The organism is Pseudomonas graminis (assembly GCF_001705435.1).
GTDB lineage: Bacteria > Pseudomonadota > Gammaproteobacteria > Pseudomonadales > Pseudomonadaceae > Aquipseudomonas > Aquipseudomonas graminis_B.
This window is the reverse complement of the sequence record NZ_MDEN01000058.1, coordinates 93,710-117,528: the sequence shown is the minus strand read 5'-3', so window position 1 is coordinate 117,528 and position 23,819 is coordinate 93,710. Positions and strand designations below refer to the sequence as shown.

The window sequence follows — 23,819 nt, the reverse complement described above, 5'->3', positions numbered from 1 at the left end:
TCATGCGTCATTACGAAATCATCTTTCTGGTTCACCCGGACCAGAGCGAGCAAGTCGGCGGCATGGTTGAGCGTTACACCAAGCTGATCGAAGAAGACGGCGGCAAGATCCACCGTCTGGAAGATTGGGGCCGTCGTCAACTGGCCTACGCAATCAACAATGTTCACAAGGCTCACTACGTGATGCTGAACGTTGAGTGCACTGGCAAGGCTCTGGCCGAGCTGGAAGACAACTTCCGTTACAACGATGCCGTGATCCGTAACCTTGTCATCCGTCGCGACGAAGCTGTTACTGGCCAGTCCGAAATGCTCAAGGCTGAAGAAAACCGCAGTGAGCGCCGTGAGCGTCGCGACCGTCCTGAGCACTCCGACGCCGATGGCGCCGATGGTGATGACAGCGACAACAGCGATAACGCTGACGAGTAATCCACGGACCTTTTGAGGAGCCCATTACATGGCACGTTTCTTCCGTCGTCGTAAATTCTGCCGCTTCACAGCTGAAAATGTGAAGGAGATCGATTACAAAGATCTCAACACCCTGAAAGCCTACGTATCTGAAACCGGCAAGATCGTTCCTAGCCGCATTACTGGTACCAAAGCTCGTTATCAGCGTCAGCTGGCTACCGCTATCAAGCGCGCCCGCTTCCTGGCCCTGTTGGCCTACACCGACAGCCACGGCCGCTGAGACCAGGTAGTCGACAAACGCAGTAAGGGATAGATCGCATGCGCGCCATGGCTGAATTCATCATGCGCGGCCGCATGCAGGCCACTCTCGTAGTGGTTGGATGTGCGGCATTGCCGCTGTTGTTCTGGTTGAGTGCTGCCGCAGGTTGCCTTGTGCTCCTGCGACGCGGGATGAGTGACGCCCTGGGCGTCCTTGCCTGGGCTCTGCTGCCAGCGTTGGTCTGGTGGTATTTCGGTGAACCTCGCACCCTGATGGTGTTGCTGGGTTCCTGGGGGCTGGCCGCCGTGTTGCGTGCCAGCGAGTCCTGGGTCCGCGTGCTGCTGGTCAGCGTGGCGGTTGGATTGTTGTATGCAGTGGTTCTGGGCGCGGTGTTTCGCGAGCCCATCGAAGCCATGGCGGGGGAGCTGCAAAAGCTCCTGCCCCACGTCTTCGGTGATGTCTACCAGCAGATGTCGGTAGAAGAGCGAGCGCGTCTGGGGGCACTGATTACGCCCGTCCTCAATGGCCTGATTGCAGCGTTGTTGCAGATCGTCAGCGTGGTATGCCTGCTTCTTGGGCGGTACTGGCAGGCGTTGTTGTATAACCCGGGCGGTTTCGGACGCGAGTTTCGCAGCCTGAAACTCCCGCGGGCACCGATGCTGGTGCTGCTGGTGTGCATGTTGGTGGGGCCGAACTTCGGTCCTCAACTGGCGATGCTGACACCGTTGTGCAGCGTGCCGCTCATGTTCGCGGGCCTGGCCCTGATTCACGGTCTGGTGGCTGCAAAGCGCCTGACACGGTTCTGGCTGGTGGGGTTGTACGTCACGCTGTTGCTGTTCATGCAGCTGATCTATCCGTTGCTGGTGGTGTTTGCCATTGTCGACAGCCTGATTGATTTTCGCGGCCGTCTGGCGTCGAAAGATGCCGATAACGGTTCTGCGAACGGTGAAGGTTAAAGTTAAGAGGTTTTACCAAATGGAACTCATCCTGCTGGAAAAAGTCGCCAACCTGGGCAACCTGGGCGATAAAGTAAACGTTAAGGCTGGCTACGGTCGTAACTTCCTGCTGCCTTTCGGCAAAGCAACCGCTGCAACCGCTGCCAACGTGGCCGCGTTTGAAGAGCGTCGTGCAGAGCTGGAAAAAGCTGCCGCCGAGAAGAAAGCTTCTGCTGAAACTCGTGCTGCTCAACTGGCTGAGCTGGAAGTGACTATCACTGCCACCGCTGGTGACGAAGGCAAGCTGTTCGGTTCGATCGGTACTCACGACATCGCTGACGCACTGACCGCCTCTGGCGTTGAAGTGGCTAAAGCTGAAGTTCGTCTGCCGAACGGCACCATCCGTAACGTTGGCGAATACGACGTAGCCGTGCACCTGCACAGCGATGTTGAAGCCACCGTACGCGTTGTTGTTGTAGCTGCTTAAGCAGTATGGTTTCTGCGCTTCGGTGCAGAAGTCTGACCGACTGATGACTCGCTCCTCGGTCGGTTAGCATTGGGCACGTTCCTGTTCGCAGGTCGTGCCCTTTGTCATTTCTGAGTATCCTGATTCAACCCCCTGATTTCCGTGTGGCCATGAACGACATCTCCGCTCCCGAGCAATATGACCTGCAAACCGCTGCCCTGAAGGTGCCGCCGCATTCCATCGAGGCCGAACAGGCCGTGCTCGGTGGTTTGATGCTGGACAACAACGCCTGGGAGCGCGTGCTTGATCAGGTGTCGGATGGCGACTTCTATCGTCATGACCACCGTCTGATATTCCGCGCCATTGCCAAGCTGGCTGATCAAAACCAGCCGATTGACGTCGTGACCCTCGCCGAGCAGCTCGACAAGGAAGGCCAGACTTCGCAAGTCGGTGGCCTCGGTTACCTGTCCGAGCTGGCGAAGAACATCCCATCGGTTGCGAACATCAAGGCGTATGCCCAGATCGTTCGTCAGCGCGCAACGCTGCGTCAGTTGATCGGCATCAGTACCGAGATCGCTGACAGTGCGTTCAACCCGGAGGGGCGTACCGCCGAAGAGATTCTCGACGAGGCCGAACGGCAGATCTTCCAGATCGCCGAAGCGCGGCCCAAGACAGGCGGCCCGGTCAGCGTCAACGACCTGCTGACCCGGGCGATTGACCGCATCGATACGCTGTTCAACATCGGCGACGGCATCACCGGTCTCTCTACCGGTTACGCCGACCTGGATGAAAAGACCAGCGGTCTGCAGCAGTCTGACCTGATCATCGTCGCGGGTCGTCCGTCGATGGGTAAGACCACCTTCGCGATGAACCTTGTGGAAAACGCGGTGCTGCGCAGCGACAAGGTGGTGCTGGTCTACTCGCTGGAGATGCCAGGCGAATCGCTGATCATGCGTATGCTTTCGTCGCTCGGTCGTATCGATCAGACCAAGGTCCGTTCCGGTCAGCTCGATGACGATGACTGGCCGCGCCTGACATCGGCGGTCAACCTGCTCAACGATCGCAAGTTGTTCATCGATGACACGGCCGGCATCAGCCCCTCCGAGATGCGAGCGCGCACGCGGCGGCTGGTCCGCGAACATGGCGATATCGGCCTGATCATGATCGACTACCTGCAACTGATGCAGATCCCTGGCTCAAGCGGCGATAACCGGACGAACGAGATTTCCGAGATCTCCCGTTCGTTGAAAGCGCTCGCCAAGGAATTCAATTGCCCGGTGGTCGCGCTGTCCCAACTCAACCGCTCCCTCGAACAGCGTCCCAACAAGCGCCCGGTGAACTCCGACTTGCGGGAATCCGGAGCGATCGAGCAGGACGCCGACGTCATCATGTTCGTCTACCGGGATGAGGTGTATCACCCCGAGACCGAACACAAAGGCATCGCTGAAATCATCATCGGCAAGCAGCGGAACGGCCCGATCGGGTTTATCCGGCTGGCGTTCATCGGCAAGTACACCCGCTTCGAGAACCTCGCGCCGGGCAGTTACAACTTTGATGATGATGAATAAGTAGGCCTCTGGATCGCGACTTTGATGCCGGAAGGGTGCCAGAGTCGCGAGTCGAGCCGATCACTTATCCGACTACTGTCGTCGGATTTGATCAAAATTTGTGCTATTCTCCGCGCCCGCGAATTTCCAAGCGAAAATCGCCCCCAGACACGAACACTGGTCATCGATATGCAAGCAGCCAAGCCGTTATTTGACTATCCGAAGTACTGGGCCGAATGTTTCGGACCAGCGCCTTTCCTGCCCATGAGCCGGGAAGAAATGGATCAGCTTGGCTGGGATTCCTGCGACATCATCATTGTCACGGGTGATGCCTACGTCGATCACCCCTCGTTTGGCATGGCAATCATTGGCCGGCTGCTGGAGTCCCAAGGCTTCCGCGTCGGGATCATTGCGCAGCCTGACTGGAAGTCAAAAGACGACTTCATGAAGCTCGGCGAGCCGAACCTGTTCTTCGGCGTCGCGGCCGGCAACATGGACTCGATGATCAACCGTTACACCGCCGACAAAAAGATTCGCTCCGACGATGCTTACACGCCGGGCGGCATGGCGGGCAAGCGTCCGGACCGTGCGAGTCTGGTCTACAGCCAGCGCTGCAAGGAAGCCTACAAGAACGTGCCGATCGTTCTGGGTGGCATCGAAGCATCGCTGCGCCGCATCGCTCACTACGACTACTGGCAGGACAAGGTTCGCAATTCGATCCTGATCGACGCCTGCGCCGACATTCTGCTGTACGGCAACGCCGAGCGGGCCATCGTTGAAGTGGCGACCCGCCTGTCCTATGGCGAGACGATCGAAAGCATCACCGACGTTCGCGGCACGGCATTCATTCGCCGTGATACGCCGGAAGGCTGGTATGAAGTCGATTCCACCCGTATCGACCGTCCAGGCAAGATCGACAAGATCATCAACCCGTACGTGAACACTCAGGACACCCAGGCCTGTGCCATCGAGCAGGAAAAGGGTGACGTTGAGGATCCGAACGAAGCGAAGGTCGTGCAGATTCTGGCGAGCCCGCGCATGACTCGCGACAAGACGGTCATCCGTCTGCCGTCGATGGAAAAAGTGCGCGGCGACGCGGTGCTCTATGCCCACGCCAACCGCGTCCTGCACCTGGAAACCAACCCGGGCAACGCCCGCGCACTGGTCCAGAAGCACGGCGAAGTGGATGTCTGGTTCAATCCTCCGCCCATTCCGATGACCACCGAAGAAATGGACTACGTGTTCGGCATGCCCTACGCGCGCATTCCGCACCCGGTGTATGGCAAGGAGAAGATCCCGGCCTACGACATGATCCGTTTCTCGGTGAACATCATGCGCGGCTGCTTCGGCGGCTGTACGTTCTGCTCGATCACCGAGCACGAAGGCCGGATCATCCAGAACCGTTCCCACGATTCGATCATTCGCGAAATTGAAGAGATCCGTGACAAGGTCCCTGGTTTCACCGGCGTGATTTCCGACCTCGGCGGGCCGACGGCGAACATGTATCGCATCGCCTGCAAGAGCCCGGAAATCGAATCGGCGTGCCGCAAGCCGTCGTGCGTGTTCCCGGGTATCTGCCCGAACCTGAACACCGATCACTCGGCATTGATTCAGCTGTACCGCAGCGCTCGTGAACTGCCCGGCGTGAAGAAGATTCTGATCGCGTCCGGTCTGCGTTACGACTTGGCCGTTGAATCTCCCGAGTACGTCAAGGAACTGGTGAGGCACCACGTCGGCGGTTACCTGAAGATTGCGCCTGAGCATACCGAAGAAGGCCCGCTCAACCAGATGATGAAGCCGGGCATTGGCAGCTATGACAAGTTCAAGCGCATGTTCGAGAAGTACTCCAAGGAGGCGGGTAAAGAGCAGTACCTGATTCCTTACTTCATCGCGGCCCACCCGGGCACGACCGACGAAGACATGATGAACCTGGCGCTGTGGCTCAAGGGCAACGGCTTCCGTGCGGATCAGGTGCAGGCGTTCTATCCGTCGCCGATGGCCAGTGCGACGGCCATGTACCACTCCGGCAAGAACCCGTTGCGCAAGGTCACGTACAAGAGCGATTCGGTCACCATCGTCAAGAGCGAGGAGCAGCGCCGTCTGCACAAGGCGTTCCTGCGCTACCACGATCCGAAGGGCTGGCCGATGCTGCGTGAAGCGCTGGAGCGGATGGGCCGTGCCGATCTGATCGGGCCGGGCAAGCACCAGTTGATTCCGCTGCATCAGGTTGAAACCGATAGCTATCAGAGCGCGCGCCGCAAGAACTCGACGCCGGCCGGTAGTCATAAGGTCGCCAAGACCACCAAGATCCTGACGCAGCACACCGGCTTGCCTCAGCGTGCAAGCGACGGCAGCAAGCCTTGGGACAAGCGTGAAGAGGCCAAGGCCGCTGCGGCGGCTCGTAACCGGGACGCCGCCAAGGAACGCGCTGATGCCGCCAAGGGTGGCAAAGGCGGCAAAAGCAAGAAGCCTTCGCGTCAGCCGGTCTTTCCACGCTAAGGTCCCGCGCCGCGCGATACCGAACAACAAAACGCCAGCTTTCGAGCTGGCGTTTTGCATTCCGGTGCAAATAACCCCACCCGCCTCATTTCCGTGCGACCCTTGCACCATTCGTTGAGGGTGGCGCGATTTTGGTGCTGTGCCTGGCTGAACAGGCAACCTCCGCGCCGGAGGCGCCTGATTTGCCGGGGTGGCATAAGTCTTGCGCAGCTCCGTTACCGTCCAGGCTCGCAGGAGGCACGCCGTGTCGATTCACATTGCCTTGCACCATGTCACGCATTACCGCTACGAACGCGCGGTAGAGCTGGGTCCGCAGATCGTCCGCTTGCGCCCGGCGGCCCACAGCCGCACGCGTGTGCTGTCGTATTCGCTGAACGTCCTCCCCGAAAACCACTTCATCAACTGGCAGCAGGACCCGCAGGGTAATTACCTGGCGCGGTTAGTGTTCCCGGAAAAGACCAGCGAGTTGCGCATCGAAGTGGACCTGGTCGCCGAAATGGCGGTGTTTAACCCTTTCGACTTCTTTCTTGAGCCCTATGCCGAGAAGATCCCCTTCACTTATGCCCGAGAAGAGCACCACGAGCTGCAGCCCTATCTGGAAAAGCTGCCGCTGACCCCGAGATTCCAGGCGTACCTGGACAGCATCGACCGCACGCCGATTCCGGCGATCGACTTTCTGGTGGGGCTCAACCAGCGTCTGGCCAACGACATCGGTTACCTGATCCGTATGGAACCGGGCATTCAGACGCCGGAATACACCCTCGAAAACGCGTCGGGGTCCTGCCGCGATTCGGCCTGGTTGCTGGTGCAGTTGCTGCGTCACCTGGGCCTCGCCGCGCGGTTCGTGTCCGGGTATTTGATTCAGCTCAAGGCCGATGTCAAAGCGCTGGACGGACCGTCTGGCACTGAGGTTGATTTCACTGACCTGCACGCCTGGTGCGAGGTGTACCTGCCGGGCGCTGGCTGGGTGGGCCTTGACGCGACCTCCGGCTTGTTCGCAGGTGAGGGACACATTCCGCTGGCGTGCAGCCCCGAGCCGTCTTCGGCGGCGCCGATCAGTGGCATGGTCGAGCCTTGCAACACCGAGTTCACCCACGAGATGTCGGTGGAGCGTATCTGGGAGGCGCCGCGCGTCACCCAGCCCTACACCGAAGCGCAGTGGCAGGACATTCAAGCGCTGGGACGCCAGATCGACAGCGATCTGGTTGCCCACGACGTGCGCCTGACCATGGGCGGCGAGCCGACCTTTGTGTCCATCGACGACCGTGACGGCGAGGAATGGAACACCGCTGCGCTGGGGCCGAAGAAGCGCCTGCTCTCCGCCGAGCTGTACCAGCGCATGCGAGACCATTACGCGCCCCAGGGCATCGTTCATTTCGGTCAGGGCAAGTGGTACCCCGGTGAGCAACTGCCGCGCTGGTCGCTGAACTGCTTCTGGCGCAGGGACGGGCAACCGGTGTGGCGCAACAATGCGCTGATCGCTGATGAAACCCGGGACTATGGCGCCGACAGCGAGATGGCGGGCAGTTTCCTGCGCAGCGTTGCCGAGAGGCTGAAGCTGCCGACGCATTACGTTTTCCCGGCGTACGAAGACAATTTCTATTACCTGTGGCGCGAGGGCGCGCTGCCCAAAAACGTCAGCGCCGAAGCCTCACGTCTTGAGGACCCCCTTGAGCGCGCCCGTCTGCGCAAAGTGTTTTCCCAAGGCCTGGACACGATCATTGGCCACGTTCTGCCGTTGGCGCGAACCGCCGCCGACGATCAATGGCAGAGCGGTCGCTGGTACCTGCGCGACGAGCATTGCCGCCTGGTGCCGGGGGATTCCGCCCTTGGCTATCGCCTGCCGCTGGCCTCGCAGCCATGGGTCAAGGCGGCGGAATATCCCTACATCCACCCGACCGACCACAATCAGGCATTTGCCGAGCTGCCCGACCGCGACGAGGTTCAGTCGCGACTGGACGGCCTGGCAGAGCAGCGCGACCCGAGCATCGACCGCGAACCCGAGATCGACGAGTCGGCCGATTGGCTGACCCGCACCGCACTGAGCGCCGAAACGCGGGGCGGGCGGTTGTACCTGTTCATGCCGCCGCTGCAATCCCTTGAGGCCTATCTGGAATTGGTCGCCGCCATTGAAGCGACGGCCGAGGACATGCGCTGCCCGGTGTTGCTGGAAGGTTACGAGCCGCCGAGCGATCCGCGTCTGGCGAACTTCCGCATCACCCCGGATCCGGGCGTGATCGAGGTGAACGTGCAGCCGTCGTCCACCTGGGATGAGCTGGTCGAACGCACCGAGTTTCTCTACGAGCAGGCGCGTCTGACCCGGCTGACCACCGAGAAATTCATGATCGACGGGCGCCACACCGGCACCGGCGGCGGTAACCATTTTGTCCTCGGTGGCGCGACGCCCGGCGACTCGCCCTTCTTGCGTCGGCCGGATCTGCTGCGCAGCCTGTTGAGCTACTGGCATAACCACCCGTCGCTGTCCTACCTGTTCTCCGGATTGTTCATCGGCCCGACCTCCCAGGCACCGCGGGTCGACGAAGCGCGCAATGACTCGCTGTACGAGCTGGAAATCGCCTTTTCGCAAATGCCCGCGCCGGGCGAGGAATGCGCGCCGTGGCTGGTGGACCGGCTGCTGCGCAACCTGCTGATCGACGTGACCGGCAATACCCATCGCGCGGAATTCTGCATCGACAAGCTGTACTCGCCGGACGGTGCTACCGGGCGGCTGGGACTGCTGGAACTGCGGGCATTCGAGATGCCGCCGCACGCGCGCATGAGCCTGGCGCAACAGCTGTTGCTTCGGGCACTGGTCGCGCGTTTCTGGCGCGAGCCCTATGCACCGGCGAAACTGGCGCGCTGGGGGACCGAGCTGCATGACCGCTTCATGCTGCCGCACTTTATCGACCAGGATTTTGCCGACGTCATCGCCGAGCTCAACGACGCGGGTTATCCCGTGCGCGGCGAGTGGTTCGCGGCGCATCTGGAGTTTCGCTTTCCGAAGGTCGGCGACTACGCCGTCAGCGGCATCGAGCTGGAGCTGCGTCAGGCGCTGGAACCGTGGCACGTGCTGGGCGAGGAGGGGGCAGCCGGTGGCGCGGTTCGCTACGTGGACTCGTCTCTTGAGCGCTTGCAGCTGAAGGTCACGGGTCTGCCGCCGCAGCGTTACATGCTCACCTGCAACGGCGTGCCGGTGCCCCTGCAACCGACCGGGCGCGTCGGCGAGTTCGTCGCCGGCGTGCGTTACCGCGCCTGGCAGCCGACCAATGCCTTGCAGCCGACAATCCCGGTGCATGCGCCACTGGTCTTCGACATCCTCGACACCTGGATGCAGCGCTCGCTGGGGGGCTGCGAGTACCATGTCGCCCACCCTGGCGGGCGCAATTACGAGACCCTGCCGGTGAACGCCAATGAAGCGGAAAGCCGACGTCTGGCGCGGTTCTTCCGGGTCGGCCACAGTCCCGGCAAACGTGAGGTTCCCGCGTTGACCCTCAACGATGAGCTGCCGATGACCCTGGACCTGCGCCTGCATCGGTAGCCGCGCCGGCGACCTGACGTGGGATCAGGTCGCCGTGCCGCACGTTTGAAACGTGGAAAGCGGCGCCTGCGTGTCATGTTGTCTGCGCTAGTCTAAGCGCTGTTGATTCGAGTCCTTTTGTTGCCTGCCGAGCCTTCCATGCCTGACCTGCTTGATCAATATCCGCTCACCCCGGGTACCTATCACGAGATGCTGGATGCCAGCGGCGCCGTTCGGCCGCACTGGCAGCGTCTGTACGAGCATCTCCAGCGCAGTACACCTGCGCAGCTCATCCAGCGTCAGGCGCTGCTCGCCCGGCAGATTCAGGAAAACGGCGTGACCTATAACGTCTATGCCGACCCCAAGGGTGCCGATCGGCCCTGGGAACTGGACATGCTGCCCCACGTGATTCCAATGGAAGAGTGGCAGCCGCTGGCGGCCGGCATCGCCCAGCGCGCGCGTCTGCTCAATGCCGTGCTGGCTGATCTCTACGGTCCGCAGGAACTGATCGCCGAAGGACTGCTGCCGTCGGAACTGGTGTTCGGCCACAATAATTTTCTCTGGCCATGCCAGGGCGTAACGCCCCCCGAAGGCACCTTCCTGCATGTGTACGCAGTAGACTTGGCGCGCACGCCCGACGGTCGCTGGTGGGTGACCGCCGACCGGACTCAGGCGCCGTCGGGTGCCGGTTATGCGCTGGAAAACCGCCTGATCGTGTCGCGAGCATTTCCCGAGTTGTACCGGGATCTGCAGGTCCAGCACCTCTCCAATTTCTTTCGGTCGCTGCAGGAAACACTTGCGCGCCAGGCACCGACCAGCCACGAAGCACCGCTGGTGGTGTTGCTGACGCCCGGGCGTTTCAACGAGAGCTATTTCGAGCACCTTTATCTGGCCGGTCAGCTGGGCTATCCGCTGGTGGAAGGCAGCGACCTGACCGTACGCGACGCCACGGTGTACCTGAAAACCCTCAGCGGCCTGCGTCGTGTTCACGCGATCATGCGCCGTCTGGACGACGACTTCTGCGATCCGCTGGAACTGCGCACAGATTCAGCGCTAGGCGTGCCCGGCCTGCTGCAGGCGGTGCGTCAGGGGCGTGTGCTGGTTGCCAACGCCTTGGGCAGCGGCGTGCTGGAATCGCCGGGACTGTTGGGGTTTCTGCCAAAGATCAACGAACACCTGTTTGGCGAAGAGCTGTTGCTGCCGTCGATCGCCACGTGGTGGTGCGGCGAGCCGCCGGTGCTGGCGCAGGCGCTGGAGAAGATGCCGGAGCTGCTCATCAAACCTGCATTCCCGTCCCAGAGTTTCGCCCCGGTGTTCGGCCGCGATCTCAGCGAGGAAGCGCGTCAGGCGCTGTCCGCGCGCATGCAGGCCAGGCCCTATGCCTACGTGGCTCAAGAACTGGCGCAGTTGTCCCACGCGCCGGTTTGGCAGGGCGAGGACAGCCAGCTGCAGCCCCGCGCCATCGGCATGCGCGTATACGCAGTGGCCACCGCCGATGGCTATCGCGTCCTGCCGGGCGGATTGACCCGCGTGGCCGCCGATGCCGACGCCGACGTGGTGTCGATGCAGCGCGGCGGCGCAAGCAAGGACACCTGGATTCTTGGCGAGCGTCCGCTCGGCAGCGAACCGTGGAAACATCGCCATTCCCTGGGTGTGCACGACCTGGTACGTCGCGACCCGTATCTGCCGTCGCGGGTGGTGGAAAATCTGTTCTGGTTCGGCCGCTACTGCGAGCGCTGCGACAACAGCGCGCGGCTGCTGCGAATCATGCTCACGCGCTATGTAGACGGTGATGATCCGGTCGCCCTGCAAGCAGCGGTCGAGCTGGCCGAACGGTTGAACCTCCTGCCGCTTCAAGACGAAGAAGCACCGAGCGAGCTGCATGAGCGTCTGCTCGAAGCGCTGTTGGGTGATGACTGGCCGTTCAGCCTGCGCTCCAACTTGCAGCGCTTGCAGTGGGCGGCGTCCCAAGTACGCGGCAAGTTGTCCCGCGAGAACTGGCAGGCGCTGGTGGAGTTGCAGCGGGAAGCGATGAGCCTGGAGACCGAAACCCCTGATTTCGGCGAGCTGCTGGATTTCCTCAACCGGCTGGTGATGTCACTGGCGGCGTTGTCCGGTTTTGCCTTGGACGACATGACCCGCGACGAGGGCTGGCGCTTCCTGATGATCGGGCGGCGCATCGAGCGCTTGCAGTTTCTGTGCACGACGCTGGCGGCATTCCTGCGCAGCGACGCGGTATTTCATCAGGATGCGCTGGACGGGCTGCTTGAACTGGGTAACAGCGGGATCACTTACCGCTCGCGCTATCTGGCCCTGCCGCAGTTGATCCCGGTGCTCGATTTGCTGGTACTGGACGATCAGAACCCCCACGCGGTGTTGTTTCAGCTCAAGCTGGTGGCCCGTTCGGTGAAACGCATGAACGAGGATTTCGGCGTGCCCCAGGACAACAGTCTCGCGGTGCTGATTCAGCGGCTGTCGATGTTCGATCTGGGTTGCCTGGAAGAAGGGCTCTTCGGCGAGAGCAGTGTCAAAGCGGCGCTGGATGGGCTGGCGGATTTGCTGCAGACCATAGGCGATACCAGCGGCCATGTTTCTGACCGGCTTGCGCTGCGTCATTTCGCCCACGTCGACGATGTCAGTCAGCGCACGGTGTCGGTCTGATGAACAGTGTTCAGTATCAGATCCTCCACGACACGCACTACAAATACGACAGCCCGGTTTCCCTAGCCCAGCAACTTGCGCATCTGTGGCCGCGGCGCAGTCCCTGGCAGCGTTGTCTGGAGCAGCACCTGGTCATCAGCCCGACGCCGACCACGCGCCGTGATGAACTGGACGTCTTCGGCAATCCGCTGACGCGTCTGGCGTTCGAACGCCCCCACGATGAGCTGCAGGTCAACGCGCGCCTGCGCATTGAAGTGCTGGAACGCCCGCTGCTGGATTTCAATGCTTCCGCTTCGTGGGATGAGGCCCAGCACCGGCTGACCTACAGCGCGTCGAGAATGGCGCCGGATATCCTTGATGCCTGCCGCTATCGCTTCGAATCGCCCTACGTGCACCTGAAGCAGACGTTTGTCGAGTTCTCCGCCAGTTGCTTTCCCGCGGGGCGGCCGGTACTGCTGTGCGCGCAGGCGCTGATGGAGAAGATATTCGAAGAATTCACGTTTGACGGCGAGGCGACTCAGGTTGCGACGCCGCTGGTGGAGGTCCTGGAAACCCGCCGTGGCGTCTGTCAGGACTTCGCTCATTTGATGCTGGCGTGCGTCCGGTCGCGCGGGCTGGCGGCGCGTTATGTCAGCGGCTATCTGCTGACCCAGCCGCCGCCCGGTCAGCCACGGCTGATCGGTGCCGATGCGTCCCACGCGTGGGTGTCAGTGTTCTGTCCGGTGCTGGGGTGGGTGGATTTCGATCCGACCAACAACGTTCAGCCTGCGCTTGAGCACATCAGTCTGGCGTGGGGGAGGGATTTTTCGGACGTGTCGCCGTTGCGCGGGGTGATTCTGGGAGGCGGGAGCCATGACCCGGACGTGCGCGTCACGGTGATGCCGATTGCGGGGTAGGTGGGCGTTGCTGTCGACGGGGCTGTGAGCGTACTGGCGATCAGGGGGTCAGCCAATGGATGGATCATGGCGAAAATCCCATCGCGAGCAAGCTCACTCCTAGAGGTTTCGCGTTCATCCATCCCATTGCGCTGAATCAGACGATCACTCAGCGGGCTTTGCTTCGGCGGAGCCTTTTACGTCAGCGGAGCCTTCAGCATCGGTGGAGTGTTCGGCTTCGGAAGAGCCTTCGGCGTTTTCGCCGTCTACAACTGCAGCTTCTCCGGCCTCTGCTTCAGCCTTCTCAGCCTGCTTGCGCTGTGCTTTTTCCTCTTTCTTTTGCTCTTTTGCCAGATCACGTTGGCGTTTGGCGAAGGAATAGTTGGGTTTGGCCATGGGCAGTCCTCGAGGCAGACGATAAGTCAGCACATTCTGCCTGAGAATGGTGCAAAGCCGGCGTGGTATTTTTCTTCACCCAGTCATATATCCCGGTCGGTCGCCCGCCGTTACAGGTCGTAGCCTGCGGAAAACGCGCTTTGGTAGACGCCGTAATCCTGGCTGGCGCGGTCGTAACTACCCGATGCGCCACAGGCGTAAGCGGCGAGCAAGCTGCGGAAAATGCTGGAGAGTTGCATGGGATCGTCCTGAAGATAGGTGACAGCGCGATCTTATGCAGCCATCGTAGCGCTGACTGTTTGATTGTCTTGATGGCACTGATAGAGGCCGCCCAGAGGTGACCGGTCATAACGGTTGATAAATTGTTCTAATTCAGGTCAGTCTTTGTATGCAAAATCCAAGGCTGCCCACCAGGAGACGCACCATGATTCGCAAGCTTGTCGCTGCATCCATTCTGACTTTGGCCAGTGGGCACCTTCTGGCGGCGGAATGCTCGGGCGAAGTCGATTCCACCGACCAGATGACGTTCACCACCAAGGCCATCGAAATCGACAAGAGCTGCAAGCAGTTCACCGTCAACCTGAAACACTCCGGCAGCCTGCCGAAGGCCGTCATGGGCCACAATCTGGTCATCAGCAAATACGATGACATGTCGCAGATCGCCACAGACGGCATGAGCGTCGGCATCGACAAGGATTATCTGAAGGACGGTGACGCGCGCGTTATTGCCCACACCAAAGTGATCGGCGGAGGCGAGAAGGATTCGGTCACGTTCGACGTCTCCAAGCTGGACCCGGCCGAGAAATACGGCTTCTTCTGCTCGTTCCCCGGCCACATCGGCATGATGAAAGGCACCGTCAGCCTGAAGTGACCGCTAGGGCTGGTTCGAGTCGGTCTGCTTCGAGTCGGTCATTTTGAAGATGCCCTGCGCGTTGCTGCTGTCGAAGTTGAGATCGATCTTGCCGTTGTCAGGGTCGATCTTGCGCTGAATGAACTCCACGAATGAGCCCGGCACCTTGTGCGCCACGACGACGCTCTCGGCATTCATCAGCCCTCGGCTCACCGTGCAGGCCTTGTACGCGGTCTGCATGACCCTTCCCGAACCTGACACCTCGATGCTGTCCTTCATCGGCCGTTCGCGCCGATTCTGTTCGGCCACCGTCGCTTCCAGATCCACCACCCGATCGGTCAGATGATTGAAGCTGTTGCCCTCGGTGGCGATCCACGCCATTTCCGCGCTTTCGCTCAGCAGTTGGCGATAGTCATCCTCCCGAACGACGCCGTGCTGGCGGCCAAACGCGCGATACAGGGCCGGCAGCAGGCGCGTGGCTTCGGCCAGGCTGCAATGCCGGGTGGTGCGCAGGCGATTCAGCATGCTCAAGTCTTCAGAACTCAACGGGTCGCGGCTCGAACCGACGACGCGGCTGACCGCCTCTTGAAACGACTGACTGAGTCGGCCGGGGTGCAGTTCGGAGACGAAGAACTGCGCGATGTCTTCTGGCAGGTCCATCTGGCGATAGCCCCAACCGGTCATGTTCAGTTTGGTCAGTGGATAGGTGCGCACATCGGTGAAACCCAGCGGCTCGAGCAGGCGCGAGAAGGCCTGACGACCGCGCGGCAATTCGCCGTTGTCCGCCCAGTCGACGGTGCGGATGGCGCCGTGGTCGAACACTACCTTGCGCCCACCCTCGAATTGCTCGTCCACATAGCGAAGCCCGTCGGGTACGGCCTCTACCAGCTTGTGGAACAGGCACAGGTTCAACGCTTCGGCGAGCCAGGCCCGATGGACCGCCTCCTCGGACCAGGAAAACCCGCTCAGCGCCTTCGGCGCCTCGACGCGGTGTTCCAGCCATGCCGCAGCAGGCTGGCCGACGGTGGACGCAACGAGGGTGAAGAGGCCTTGGAAAGCAGTCATGGTTAGCGGCTCTGGGCGGGAAGTCAGAGCGCTATGTAAGCCGTGATGGCGAGCGCCATCAAGCGAAAAGAAATAACGGGTTCATTCCGTTTTTGAATGCAGCGGTACTGATGCCCGATGAATTTTCAATCAACCCATCGGGCGTCTTTGTGACCGAGCCTTATGGCGCGTAAGGCAGATCCCGCTTGTGCTGGGTCTTGCGGTAGGTGCTGACAATGATCTCGGCGGTTTCCTGCTTCACTGGCTCGCCGTGCAGGAAGGCGTCGATCTCTGCGTAGCTGATGCCGTGGGCCGCTTCGTCCGGTTTGCCGGGGACCAGTTCTTCGAGGTCCGCGGTGGGGACTTTCTCGACGAGGTTCTGTGGCGCGCCGAAGCTGCGGGCGATCGCACGGACCTGGTTCTTCACCAGACCGCTCAACGGCGCCAGGTCGCAGGCCCCGTCGCCGAACTTGGTGTAGAAGCCCATGACCGCTTCAGCCGCATGGTCGGTGCCGATGACCAGACCGCCTTTCACGCCAGCAATGGCGTACTGCGCGACCATCCGCGCCCGGGCCTTGATGTTGCCTTTGACGAAATCCACGGTATTGGCCGGCTGGCCCCCGAAGGCTTTGATCTGATCAACCAGCGCTTTCACCGAGGGCGCGATGTCCACTGTGTGGCGCTCATCGGGATTGATGAAATCCACCGATGCCGTGGCTTCGTGTTCGTCGTGCTGGATGTGATACGGCAGGCGCACGGCGACGAAGGTGTAGGCATTGTCGCCGGTGCTTTCACGCAGCTCGCGGATGGCGCGTTGGGCCATCAAACCTGCTGTCAGCGAATCCACGCCGCCGCTGATGCCCAGCACCAGCACCTTCAGGCGGGCGTTATGCAGGCAGTCCTTGATGAATTGCACGCGGCGGCTGACTTCCGCCTGCAGTGCTTCATCGTTGGCAAAGGGCGGCTGGACGTTGAGCTGCCGGGCGATCTCGCGCTGTACGTCTTGCATGATTGACTCCTCGAGCAAAAAAGGAATGGCATAAAAAGGGGCGGCGGTCGGTGCTCGACTCAGGCTGGCACCTTGAACACGTGGCGCAGATAGGACACGAACTCCGGGTCCTTGCACTGGGTTTTGCCGGGCTCGTCGGAAATCTTGGCGACGGGCTGGCCGGCGCAGGCAGTCATTTTCAGCACGATGCTCATCGGCTGGATCCCCGGGATGTCGGCAGTCAGGTTGGTGCCGATCCCGAAGCTGACGTTGATGCGACCCCGCAGCGCGCGGAATATTTCCAGCGCCTTGGGCAGATTCAACCCGTCGGAGAACACCAGGGTCTTGCTCATCGGCTCGATGCCCAGCTTTTGATAATGCCGGATGCATTTTTCGGCCCACTGCACGGGGTCGCCCGAATCGTGGCGCAGGCCGTCGAAGAGCTTGGCGAAGAACAGGTCGAAATCACCGAGGAAGGCATCGGTGGTGATGCAGTCTGTCAGCGCAATACCCAGCAGGCCGCGGTATTCGCGGACCCAGCAATCGAGGGCGGCAATCTGGCTGTCGATCAGCCGCGGGCCGAGTTGCTGATGGGCCATGATCCACTCGTGGGCCATGGTGCCGAGGGGTTTGAGGTCGAATTTGCGCGCCAGGTGCACGTTGCTGGTGCCGACGAACTGGCCGGGGAAATCCTTTTTCAGCACCGAAACGACGTCTTCCTGCACCGCGTAGGAGAAGCGCCGGCGGGTGCCGAAGTCAGCCACCTTCAATTCCGCCAGTTCATCAGCGGTGGCGGTTGCGTTGAGCCAGTCGATTTTTCGGTACAGCTGATCGCGGGCCTGGCTGAGCAGGGTTTCCGGGTTGCGATGGCGATTGCGGACTTCGCTGACGATGGCCAGGACGGGCACTTCGAAAAGGATCACGTGCAGCCAGGGGCCTGAGAGGCGGATGCACAGTTCGTCGTTTTCGATGGTGGTCTGGACGTAGCGCAGGTTGAAGCGGAATAGCCCGAGGAAACGCAGGAAGTCGGGCTTCATGAAGTTGATGCGTTCGAGGAAACCGGTCTCCTCGACACTCAGCGACAGGTCGCAGAGCTGCTCGATCTGATGGCGGATCTCGGCCAGATACGGCCGGAGGTCTTCACCGTTGCGGCAGCGAAACTCCCACTCCACTTCGACGTTGGGGTAGTTGTGCAGCACGGCCTGCATCATGCTCAGCTTATAGAGGTCGGTATCGAGCAGGTTCTGCACGATGCGGTCCGCGAAAGCGCTCTCACTCATTGTGTCGCTCCAGCCAGCAGCGGCCGCCAAGGTGCGGCCCGGGATTCAATTGGATGTCGCATACAACCTTGCGGTAGCGCTGTGGCGGTACGTCCGGTTTGTTATTGACGATGGCCGACATAATGCCAGTCGTCGTGGAAGAGGGGCAGAAATGTTTCAGCGACTGACTGCCTGCTCCTAGCAGGACTGGCTGGAACTCCGATTCCATGGACTGGCCTGAACTCCAATTGTAGGACCGGCTTTGGCCTGGAAGGCGTCGGTGGTCACGGCGCAGATTTGATGGTGCGCAACTGGCCTCTTCCCGGCTGAAGCCGGTCCTACTGTGAGATTGCGCGACGTCAGTAGGACTGGCTTTAGCCGGGAATGTTTTTACTGCGGCGTTGGCTCGTTGAGCTGTTCGAGCATCCATTCCACAAACACGCGGATTTTCGGCACTTCGGCCGCGTGCTCCGGGTATGCGAGGTAGTAGGCGTCCTGACTGGGCAGGGCGTGGGGCCAGGGGATGATCAGCTTGCCGTCCGTCAGCTCTTCCTCCACCAGAAACCGGGGCAGCAGCGCGACGCCGCAGCCCACTTGCGCCGCACGAATGCACATATAGATCGTTTCGAAGCGCGGGCCGTGGTAGCTGTGCTCGGTCTGGTGACCCTGACTGTCGAACCAGTCATGCCAGGCCTGGGGACGGTGCGCGTTTTGCAGCAGGACCAGATCGGTCAGTTGCGTAGGATCGGTGAAGGGTTCATCGGGCAGGCTGCCGGGAGCGCATACTGGCACTAGCTCTTCACTGAACAGCTTCACGCTCTCCGCACCGGGTCGGGCGCCACCGCCGAAATAGAACGACAGGTCGCAGCGGCTCTGGGCTACATCATCGCTCTCCTGTTCGTTGACCAGATCCAGATGAATGTGCGGATGACGCAAGCGCCAGCCCTTGAGCCGTGGCACCAGCCAGCGGGCGCCGAAGGTCGAGGGTGTCGACACCCGCAGGACTTCGGTTTCGCCGCCGTAGGAACGCAGGAAGTGCGTCGACATCTCCATCTGCGTGAGCACTTTGCGCACCTCTCCCAAGTACAGCGCACCGGCTGGCGTCAGTTGCAGGCGTCGACGCACCCGTCGGAACAACAGGTGCTGCACCAATTCTTCCAGCTGGGCGACCTGCTTGCTGACCGCGCTCTGGGTGAGGTTCAGCTCCTCGGCCGCGCGGGTGAAACTCAGGTGACGGGTCACCGCTTCAAAACATTGCAGCGCGGTGACCGACGGGAGATGGCGTTTGCTCAGCATATTCGGCTCGTTCAGCGTCAGCATGAAAAAACGGAATGATATCTCGCTTAATCGTCGTTTGTTGCAGTGTCGCCGGCCAGCTATTACTAGAGGCTGACGAAATAACCCACATTTGGCATTCCGCTTTTGCGCTTACGAACAGTTCCAGGAGAAACCATGCTCAACGACCTGCTTACCCGACTCGGTGTCGACGCCGCGCTTTATCAACAGGGTGACAAGCCTGTTCACACGCCGATCGATGGCAGCCAGGTCGCGTCGGTGAGCTGGGAAAGCGCCGCCGAAGTCGAGCAGCGCATCACCCGCGCCGATCACGCTTTCGAAGCCTGGCGCAAAGTGCCTGCACCCCGTCGCGGCGAGCTGATTCGTCTGTTTGGCGAAGCGCTGCGCAAGCACAAAGCCGACCTCGGTGAACTGGTGTCGTGGGAAGCCGGCAAGATCACTCAGGAAGGGCTGGGTGAAGTGCAGGAAATGATCGACATCTGCGACTTCGCCGTCGGCCTGTCGCGCCAGATGTACGGCCTGACCATCGCTTCCGAGCGCCCGGGCCACCACATGCGTGAGACTTGGCATCCGCTGGGGGTTGTCGGCGTTATCAGCGCGTTCAACTTCCCTGTCGCGGTCTGGTCGTGGAACACCGCGCTGGCGCTGGTCTGCGGTAACGCGGTGATCTGGAAACCGTCGGAAAAAACGCCCCTCACTGCGCTGGCCTGTCAGGCCCTGTTCGATAAAGTCGCCGCTGAATTTTCGGATGCCCCGCAGTACCTCACCCAATGCATCGTCGGCGGCCGCGAAGCCGGTGAGGCGTTGGTCGATGACATCCGCGTCGCATTGATCAGCGCCACTGGCAGCACGCGCATGGGCCGCGAAGTGGCGCCGAAACTCGCTGCACGTTTCGCCCGCAGCATTCTGGAGCTGGGCGGCAACAACGCGATGATTCTGACCCCGAGTGCCGATCTGGATCTGGCCGTGCGCGCGGTGCTGTTCAGTGCCGTCGGCACGGCCGGTCAACGCTGCACCACCCTGCGCCGTTTGATTGCGCACTCGTCGGTGAAGGCGGAGTTCGTCGAGCGCCTGAAAGCGGCGTACGCCAAAGTGCGCATCGGGCATCCGCTGGAAGGCAATCTGGTCGGTCCGCTGATCGACAAGCAAAGCTACGAAAACATGCAGGAAGCGCTGGAGCAGGCGTTGAGCGAAGGCGGCAAGGTGTTCGGCGGCAAGCGCCAGTTGGAGGAGAAATTCCCGAACGCTTATTACGTCTCGCCGGCCATCGTCGAGATGCCGGAACAGAGCGAGGTCGTGCGCAGCGAAACCTTCGCGCCGATTTTGTACGTGGTGGGCTATGAGGAATTCAGCGAGGCGGTTCGTCTGAACAATGACGTCCCCCAAGGTCTGTCGTCCTGCATTTTCACCACTGACGTGCGCGAAGCCGAGCAGTTCATTTCGGCACTGGGCAGCGATTGCGGCATCGCCAACGTCAACATTGGCCCGAGTGGTGCAGAGATTGGCGGCGCGTTCGGTGGCGAGAAAGAAACCGGCGGTGGCCGCGAATCCGGCTCGGACTCCTGGAAAGGCTACATGCGTCGCCAGACCGCGACGGTGAACTACTCCCGCGAACTGCCGCTGGCGCAGGGCATTACGTTTGATTGATGGTTTGTGTAGGAGCGTGGCTTGTCCCGCGATCTGGCGCGCAGCGGCAGTAAGTTCTTGAACCCGGTTTGTCTGAGTCAACCGGGGAAACGCATTACGACTGCTGCGCAGCCGATCGCGGGACAAGCCACGCTCCTACAGGTTTAAGCCATCCGCGCGCATGCATTACCACGCGGAGCGTGGGAACGATCAATGGTCTGGCTGTCTCTTTCCGAGGTTTTGCGATGCCGTTACGCGAAGAATGTCTGTGGGAAACGCTGACGCCGCAAAGGCCGGAGGCGCCCGCCTTGAGCGGGGAAGTGACGGTCGATGTGTGCGTCATCGGCGCAGGTATCACGGGTTTATCGGCGGCCATTCATTTGCTTGAGCAGGGCAAGACCGTTGCTGTCGTCGAAGCCCATCGCACCGGGCAGGGCGGGTCCGGCCGGAACGTAGGATTGGTCAACGCCGGCCTGTGGATTCCGCCTGACGACATTGAAGCCGGGTTCGGCGAGACAGTCGGCAGCCAGCTCAACACCATGCTCGGCAACGCGCCGTCGCTGGTCTTCAGCCTCATCGAAAAATACGGCATCGACTGCCAGGCGACGCGCAAAGGCACGCTGCACATGGCCCACAACGCCAAAGGCGAGCTGGACCTGCGCAGCCGTGAGGAACAGTGGAAACGTCGCGGCGCGCCAGTGGAGTTGCTCACCGGCAAGGTCTGTCAGGAAGCGACCGGCACCACCGAGATCACCTCCGCTTTACTTGATCACCGCGCCGGCACCATTAACCCGATGGCCTATACCAGCGGGCTGGCGGCGGCCGTCACGCAGTTGGGCGGTCAGCGTTTCGACCACTCGCCGGTCAGACGCCTTGAGCGACAAGGCTCGCGCTGGTGCGTGATCACTGAAAACGGCGCGGTGCTTGCCGAGCAAGTCGTCATCGCCTCCAACGCCTACACCGAGGGCGAGTGGACGGAGCTTCGGCGCAACTTCTTCCCCGGCTATTACTATCAAGTGGCCTCGGCGCCGCTGACCGAAGACGCGGCGCAGCGGATTTTACCGGGCGGGCAGGGCTCCTGGGACACGCGGCAGGTGCTCAGCAGCATCCGTCGCGATGCCGATGGCCGGTTGTTGTTGGGCAGTCTGGGCAATGGCAATCAAAAGCCTGGCTGGTTTCTCAAAGCGTGGGCCGATCGTGTGCAACAGCATTATTTTCCGTACCTCAAAACGGTCGAGTGGGAATGCACCTGGACCGGCTGCATCGCGTTTACGCCCGATCACTTGCTGCGAATGTTTGAGCCTGCACCAGGACTGGTCGCGGTCACCGGTTACAACGGACGCGGCAACACCACTGGGACAGTCGTCGGCAAAGCATTCGCCGATTACCTGTGCAGCGGCAACGCCAGTGTTTTACCCATCCCCTTTGCGCAGATGCAGCCGCTGGCGGCCGTCGGACTGCGCAGTTCTTTGTACGAGGCTGGCTTTTCGCTATACCATGCGGGACAGTGCCTCAGAATCGTAATCTAAGAAGAATTCTCTCTCCAAAACAACGCTTTCTCCTACATCCACTACCCTCAAATGGTGCGGCCCGTAGCGGATCCGCACCGACGGTGTGCAGTTCGGTGACGCACGCTGTAACAACAGGGTTGTACAGGTGAGAACGGCGCGGTTGCGCGTCTGTCTCGCCAGGGTTGCTCTTTTAAAGTCGCGAGGTTGCACCTTGCGCGGTTTAGACGGTTGCACGCCCCGTGAAAAAGGGCAGAAATCAGTCGGATAGCGACAAAACGACGAGTTTCTCAAGAATAAAAAACCGATGGCACGCCACTTGCTCGCAGCAGCTCTGTGGTCGCAGTGCTAATTAAAAAACCCAGGAGCACCAACTCATGTCGCAGACGTTCTACAGAAAAGGCTTTCTCGCACTCGCCGTGGCTACTGCCATGGGTGCGGCTTCATTTGCGCAGGCAGCCGACATCAAGATCGGCGTTGCAGGCCCGATGACCGGCGCCAACGCCTCATTCGGCGAACAGTACATGAAGGGCGCTCAAGCGGCTGCCGATGCCATTAACGCTGCGGGCGGCGTCAACGGCGACAAAATCGTCCTGACCGCCTACGACGATGCGTGCGAACCGAAACAGGCCGTTGCCGTCGCCAACAAGGCCGCGTCCGACAAAGTTGCCGGCGTTGTCGGTCACTTCTGCTCCTCCTCGACCATCCCGGCGTCGGAAGTCTATGACGAAGCCGGCATCATCGCGATCACTCCTGGCTCTACCAACCCGACCGTGACCGAGCGCGGCCTGAGCGCCATGTTCCGCATGTGCGGTCGTGACGATCAGCAAGGCGTCGTTGCCGGCGACTACATCGTCGACGTGCTCAAGGGCAAGAAGATCGCCGTCATCAACGACAAAGACACCTACGGCAAAGGCCTGGCAGACGCCACCGCCAAGCAGCTCACCGCTCGCGGCGTGAAGCCTGTGCTGGAAGAAGGTCTGACCCGTGGCGAAAAAGACTTCAGCGCCCTGGTCACCAAGATCCGCTCCGTTGGCGCTGACGTCGTTTACTTCGGCGGCCTGCACCCGGAAGCCGGTCCACTGGTTCGCCAACTGCGTGAGCAAGGCCTGAAAGACGTGAAGTTCATGTCCGACGACGGCGTTGTGACCGACGAGCTGGTGACCACCGCTGGCGGCGCGCAATACGTCGATGGCGTGTACATGACCTTCGGCGCCGACCCGCGCATGCTGCCAGACAGCAAGGCTGTGGTTGAGCAGTTCCGCAAATCCGGCTACGAGCCAGAAGGCTACACCCTCTACGCTTACGCTTCGGTTCAGGCCCTGGCTGCTGGCTTTAACGGCGCCAAGTCGAACAAAGGCGAGGACGCTGCCAAGTTCCTGAAAGCCCATCCTGTCAAAACCGTCATGGGCGAGAAAGCCTGGGACACCAAGGGCGACCTGAAAGTCTCTGACTACGTGGTTTACCAGTGGGACAAGGACGGCAAATATCACCAGCTCGAAAAGCAGAAGTGAGTTAAGCGCTTAGTCGGATCGGCCGTTTCCCGGGGGTGAGTCGGGAAACGTTCTGATCCGGTAATCGGCGCTGTCTGACAGCGGCGCCGGATTTCTTCTGTTGCCACTGTGTGCGCCGCTCTGTTCCTCACGAGGGAATGGTCGCCGCGCGTCAGGCTGGCCTTTCAAGTTCGTG

The 23,819-nt window shown here is 61.1% G+C and carries 19 protein-coding genes; 13 read left to right on the top strand and 6 right to left on the bottom strand.

Annotated features, from left to right (window positions below; all coding sequences use genetic code 11):
* Positions 1–2: 2 nt before the first annotated feature.
* The 9 genes from rpsF (at position 3) to BBI10_RS07725 (ending at position 13,184) form a co-directional block, all read left to right on the top strand.
* Positions 3–425 carry a 30S ribosomal protein S6 gene (rpsF, locus tag BBI10_RS07765; protein WP_065987796.1) on the top strand — a complete coding sequence of 141 codons (423 nt, stop codon included), beginning with the start codon at positions 3–5 and terminating at the stop codon, positions 423–425.
* Between the two features lie 28 nt (positions 426–453).
* Positions 454–684: a 30S ribosomal protein S18 gene (gene rpsR, locus BBI10_RS07760; RefSeq protein WP_037015707.1), complete on the top strand. Its 231-nt coding sequence runs from the start codon at positions 454–456 to the stop codon at positions 682–684.
* A 38-nt stretch (positions 685–722) separates the two neighbouring features.
* Positions 723–1,619, top strand: a complete 897-nt coding sequence (locus BBI10_RS07755; protein ID WP_065987795.1) for a hypothetical protein — start codon at positions 723–725, stop codon at positions 1,617–1,619.
* Positions 1,620–1,638: 19 nt separating this feature from the next.
* Positions 1,639–2,085 (top strand): 50S ribosomal protein L9, encoded by a 447-nt coding sequence (gene rplI, locus BBI10_RS07750; RefSeq protein ID WP_065987794.1) that lies wholly within the window; start codon positions 1,639–1,641, stop codon positions 2,083–2,085.
* 149 nt (positions 2,086–2,234) lie between these two features.
* Complete coding sequence (gene dnaB / locus BBI10_RS07745) at positions 2,235–3,632, top strand: replicative DNA helicase (protein ID WP_065987793.1); 1,398 nt, start codon at positions 2,235–2,237, stop codon at positions 3,630–3,632.
* A 168-nt stretch (positions 3,633–3,800) separates the two neighbouring features.
* Positions 3,801–6,110, top strand: coding sequence for a YgiQ family radical SAM protein (locus BBI10_RS07740; RefSeq protein WP_065987792.1), 2,310 nt, complete (start codon positions 3,801–3,803; stop codon positions 6,108–6,110).
* Positions 6,111–6,354: 244 nt separating this feature from the next.
* Positions 6,355–9,648, top strand: coding sequence for a DUF2126 domain-containing protein (locus tag BBI10_RS07735; protein ID WP_065987791.1), 3,294 nt, complete (start codon positions 6,355–6,357; stop codon positions 9,646–9,648).
* A gap of 138 nt (positions 9,649–9,786) precedes the next feature.
* Positions 9,787–12,288, top strand: coding sequence for a circularly permuted type 2 ATP-grasp protein (locus BBI10_RS07730; protein ID WP_065987790.1), 2,502 nt, complete (start codon positions 9,787–9,789; stop codon positions 12,286–12,288).
* Positions 12,288–13,184: a transglutaminase family protein gene (locus BBI10_RS07725; RefSeq protein ID WP_065987789.1), complete on the top strand. Its 897-nt coding sequence runs from the start codon at positions 12,288–12,290 to the stop codon at positions 13,182–13,184. Before BBI10_RS07730 ends, BBI10_RS07725 begins: the two co-directional genes overlap by 1 nt.
* A 144-nt stretch (positions 13,185–13,328) precedes the next feature.
* On the opposite strand, the gene BBI10_RS07720 is transcribed toward BBI10_RS07725, so the two are convergent.
* Together BBI10_RS07720 and BBI10_RS28210 are read right to left on the bottom strand one after the other, a co-directional pair.
* The gene (locus BBI10_RS07720) at positions 13,329–13,559 is read right to left on the bottom strand and encodes a hypothetical protein (protein WP_065987788.1); all 231 of its coding nucleotides are present in this window, start codon (positions 13,557–13,559) and stop codon (positions 13,329–13,331) included.
* Positions 13,560–13,669: 110 nt separating this feature from the next.
* Positions 13,670–13,798 carry a hypothetical protein gene (locus BBI10_RS28210; RefSeq protein WP_279615253.1) on the bottom strand — a complete coding sequence of 43 codons (129 nt, stop codon included), beginning with the start codon at positions 13,796–13,798 and terminating at the stop codon, positions 13,670–13,672.
* Between the two features lie 185 nt (positions 13,799–13,983).
* Between BBI10_RS28210 and azu the strand changes: the two genes are divergently transcribed.
* A complete protein-coding gene (gene azu / locus BBI10_RS07715; RefSeq protein WP_065987787.1) occupies positions 13,984–14,430 on the top strand; it encodes an azurin in 447 nt (148 codons plus the stop codon).
* Between the two features lie 3 nt (positions 14,431–14,433).
* Here the strand turns inward: azu and BBI10_RS07710 are convergent, their stop codons facing one another.
* The 4 genes from BBI10_RS07710 to BBI10_RS07695 all read right to left on the bottom strand — a co-directional run bounded on the left by BBI10_RS07710 (position 14,434) and on the right by BBI10_RS07695 (position 18,996).
* A complete protein-coding gene (locus tag BBI10_RS07710) occupies positions 14,434–15,474 on the bottom strand; it encodes a DUF1338 domain-containing protein (RefSeq protein ID WP_065987786.1) in 1,041 nt (346 codons plus the stop codon).
* A gap of 160 nt (positions 15,475–15,634) precedes the next feature.
* The gene (gene nadE, locus BBI10_RS07705; protein WP_065987785.1) at positions 15,635–16,462 is read right to left on the bottom strand and encodes an ammonia-dependent NAD(+) synthetase; all 828 of its coding nucleotides are present in this window, start codon (positions 16,460–16,462) and stop codon (positions 15,635–15,637) included.
* Positions 16,463–16,521: 59 nt separating this feature from the next.
* On the bottom strand, positions 16,522–17,721 hold the full coding sequence (gene pncB, locus BBI10_RS07700) for a nicotinate phosphoribosyltransferase (RefSeq protein WP_065987784.1): 1,200 nt from the start codon (positions 17,719–17,721) through the stop codon (positions 16,522–16,524).
* Positions 17,722–18,090: 369 nt separating this feature from the next.
* The gene (locus BBI10_RS07695; RefSeq protein ID WP_065987882.1) at positions 18,091–18,996 is read right to left on the bottom strand and encodes a LysR family transcriptional regulator; all 906 of its coding nucleotides are present in this window, start codon (positions 18,994–18,996) and stop codon (positions 18,091–18,093) included.
* A gap of 156 nt (positions 18,997–19,152) precedes the next feature.
* Between BBI10_RS07695 and amaB the strand changes: the two genes are divergently transcribed.
* The 3 genes from amaB (at position 19,153) to BBI10_RS07680 (ending at position 23,644) form a co-directional block, all read left to right on the top strand.
* Positions 19,153–20,643, top strand: a complete 1,491-nt coding sequence (gene amaB, locus BBI10_RS07690) for an L-piperidine-6-carboxylate dehydrogenase (protein WP_065987783.1) — start codon at positions 19,153–19,155, stop codon at positions 20,641–20,643.
* A gap of 224 nt (positions 20,644–20,867) precedes the next feature.
* A complete protein-coding gene (gene amaA / locus BBI10_RS07685) occupies positions 20,868–22,151 on the top strand; it encodes an L-pipecolate oxidase (protein WP_065987782.1) in 1,284 nt (427 codons plus the stop codon).
* Positions 22,152–22,507: 356 nt separating this feature from the next.
* Complete coding sequence (locus BBI10_RS07680) at positions 22,508–23,644, top strand: ABC transporter substrate-binding protein (protein WP_065987781.1); 1,137 nt, start codon at positions 22,508–22,510, stop codon at positions 23,642–23,644.
* The last annotated feature ends 175 nt before the right edge of the window (positions 23,645–23,819 follow it).

Coding starts and splice junctions, on each gene's coding strand:
- BBI10_RS07755 (WP_065987795.1), top strand. CDS start 723: ATGCGCGCCATGGCTGAATTCATCATGCGCGGCCGCATGCAGGCCACT.
- azu (WP_065987787.1), top strand. CDS start 13,984: ATGATTCGCAAGCTTGTCGCTGCATCCATTCTGACTTTGGCCAGTGGG.
- BBI10_RS07680 (WP_065987781.1), top strand. CDS start 22,508: ATGTCGCAGACGTTCTACAGAAAAGGCTTTCTCGCACTCGCCGTGGCT.
- BBI10_RS07725 (WP_065987789.1), top strand. CDS start 12,288: ATGAACAGTGTTCAGTATCAGATCCTCCACGACACGCACTACAAATAC.
- BBI10_RS07710 (WP_065987786.1), bottom strand. CDS start 15,474: ATGACTGCTTTCCAAGGCCTCTTCACCCTCGTTGCGTCCACCGTCGGC.
- rpsF (WP_065987796.1), top strand. CDS start 3: ATGCGTCATTACGAAATCATCTTTCTGGTTCACCCGGACCAGAGCGAG.
- BBI10_RS07695 (WP_065987882.1), bottom strand. CDS start 18,996: ATGCTGAGCAAACGCCATCTCCCGTCGGTCACCGCGCTGCAATGTTTT.
- dnaB (WP_065987793.1), top strand. CDS start 2,235: ATGAACGACATCTCCGCTCCCGAGCAATATGACCTGCAAACCGCTGCC.
- nadE (WP_065987785.1), bottom strand. CDS start 16,462: ATGCAAGACGTACAGCGCGAGATCGCCCGGCAGCTCAACGTCCAGCCG.
- amaA (WP_065987782.1), top strand. CDS start 20,868: ATGCCGTTACGCGAAGAATGTCTGTGGGAAACGCTGACGCCGCAAAGG.
- BBI10_RS28210 (WP_279615253.1), bottom strand. CDS start 13,798: ATGCAACTCTCCAGCATTTTCCGCAGCTTGCTCGCCGCTTACGCCTGT.
- BBI10_RS07740 (WP_065987792.1), top strand. CDS start 3,801: ATGCAAGCAGCCAAGCCGTTATTTGACTATCCGAAGTACTGGGCCGAA.
- pncB (WP_065987784.1), bottom strand. CDS start 17,721: ATGAGTGAGAGCGCTTTCGCGGACCGCATCGTGCAGAACCTGCTCGAT.
- rplI (WP_065987794.1), top strand. CDS start 1,639: ATGGAACTCATCCTGCTGGAAAAAGTCGCCAACCTGGGCAACCTGGGC.
- amaB (WP_065987783.1), top strand. CDS start 19,153: ATGCTCAACGACCTGCTTACCCGACTCGGTGTCGACGCCGCGCTTTAT.
- BBI10_RS07730 (WP_065987790.1), top strand. CDS start 9,787: ATGCCTGACCTGCTTGATCAATATCCGCTCACCCCGGGTACCTATCAC.
- BBI10_RS07720 (WP_065987788.1), bottom strand. CDS start 13,559: ATGGCCAAACCCAACTATTCCTTCGCCAAACGCCAACGTGATCTGGCA.
- rpsR (WP_037015707.1), top strand. CDS start 454: ATGGCACGTTTCTTCCGTCGTCGTAAATTCTGCCGCTTCACAGCTGAA.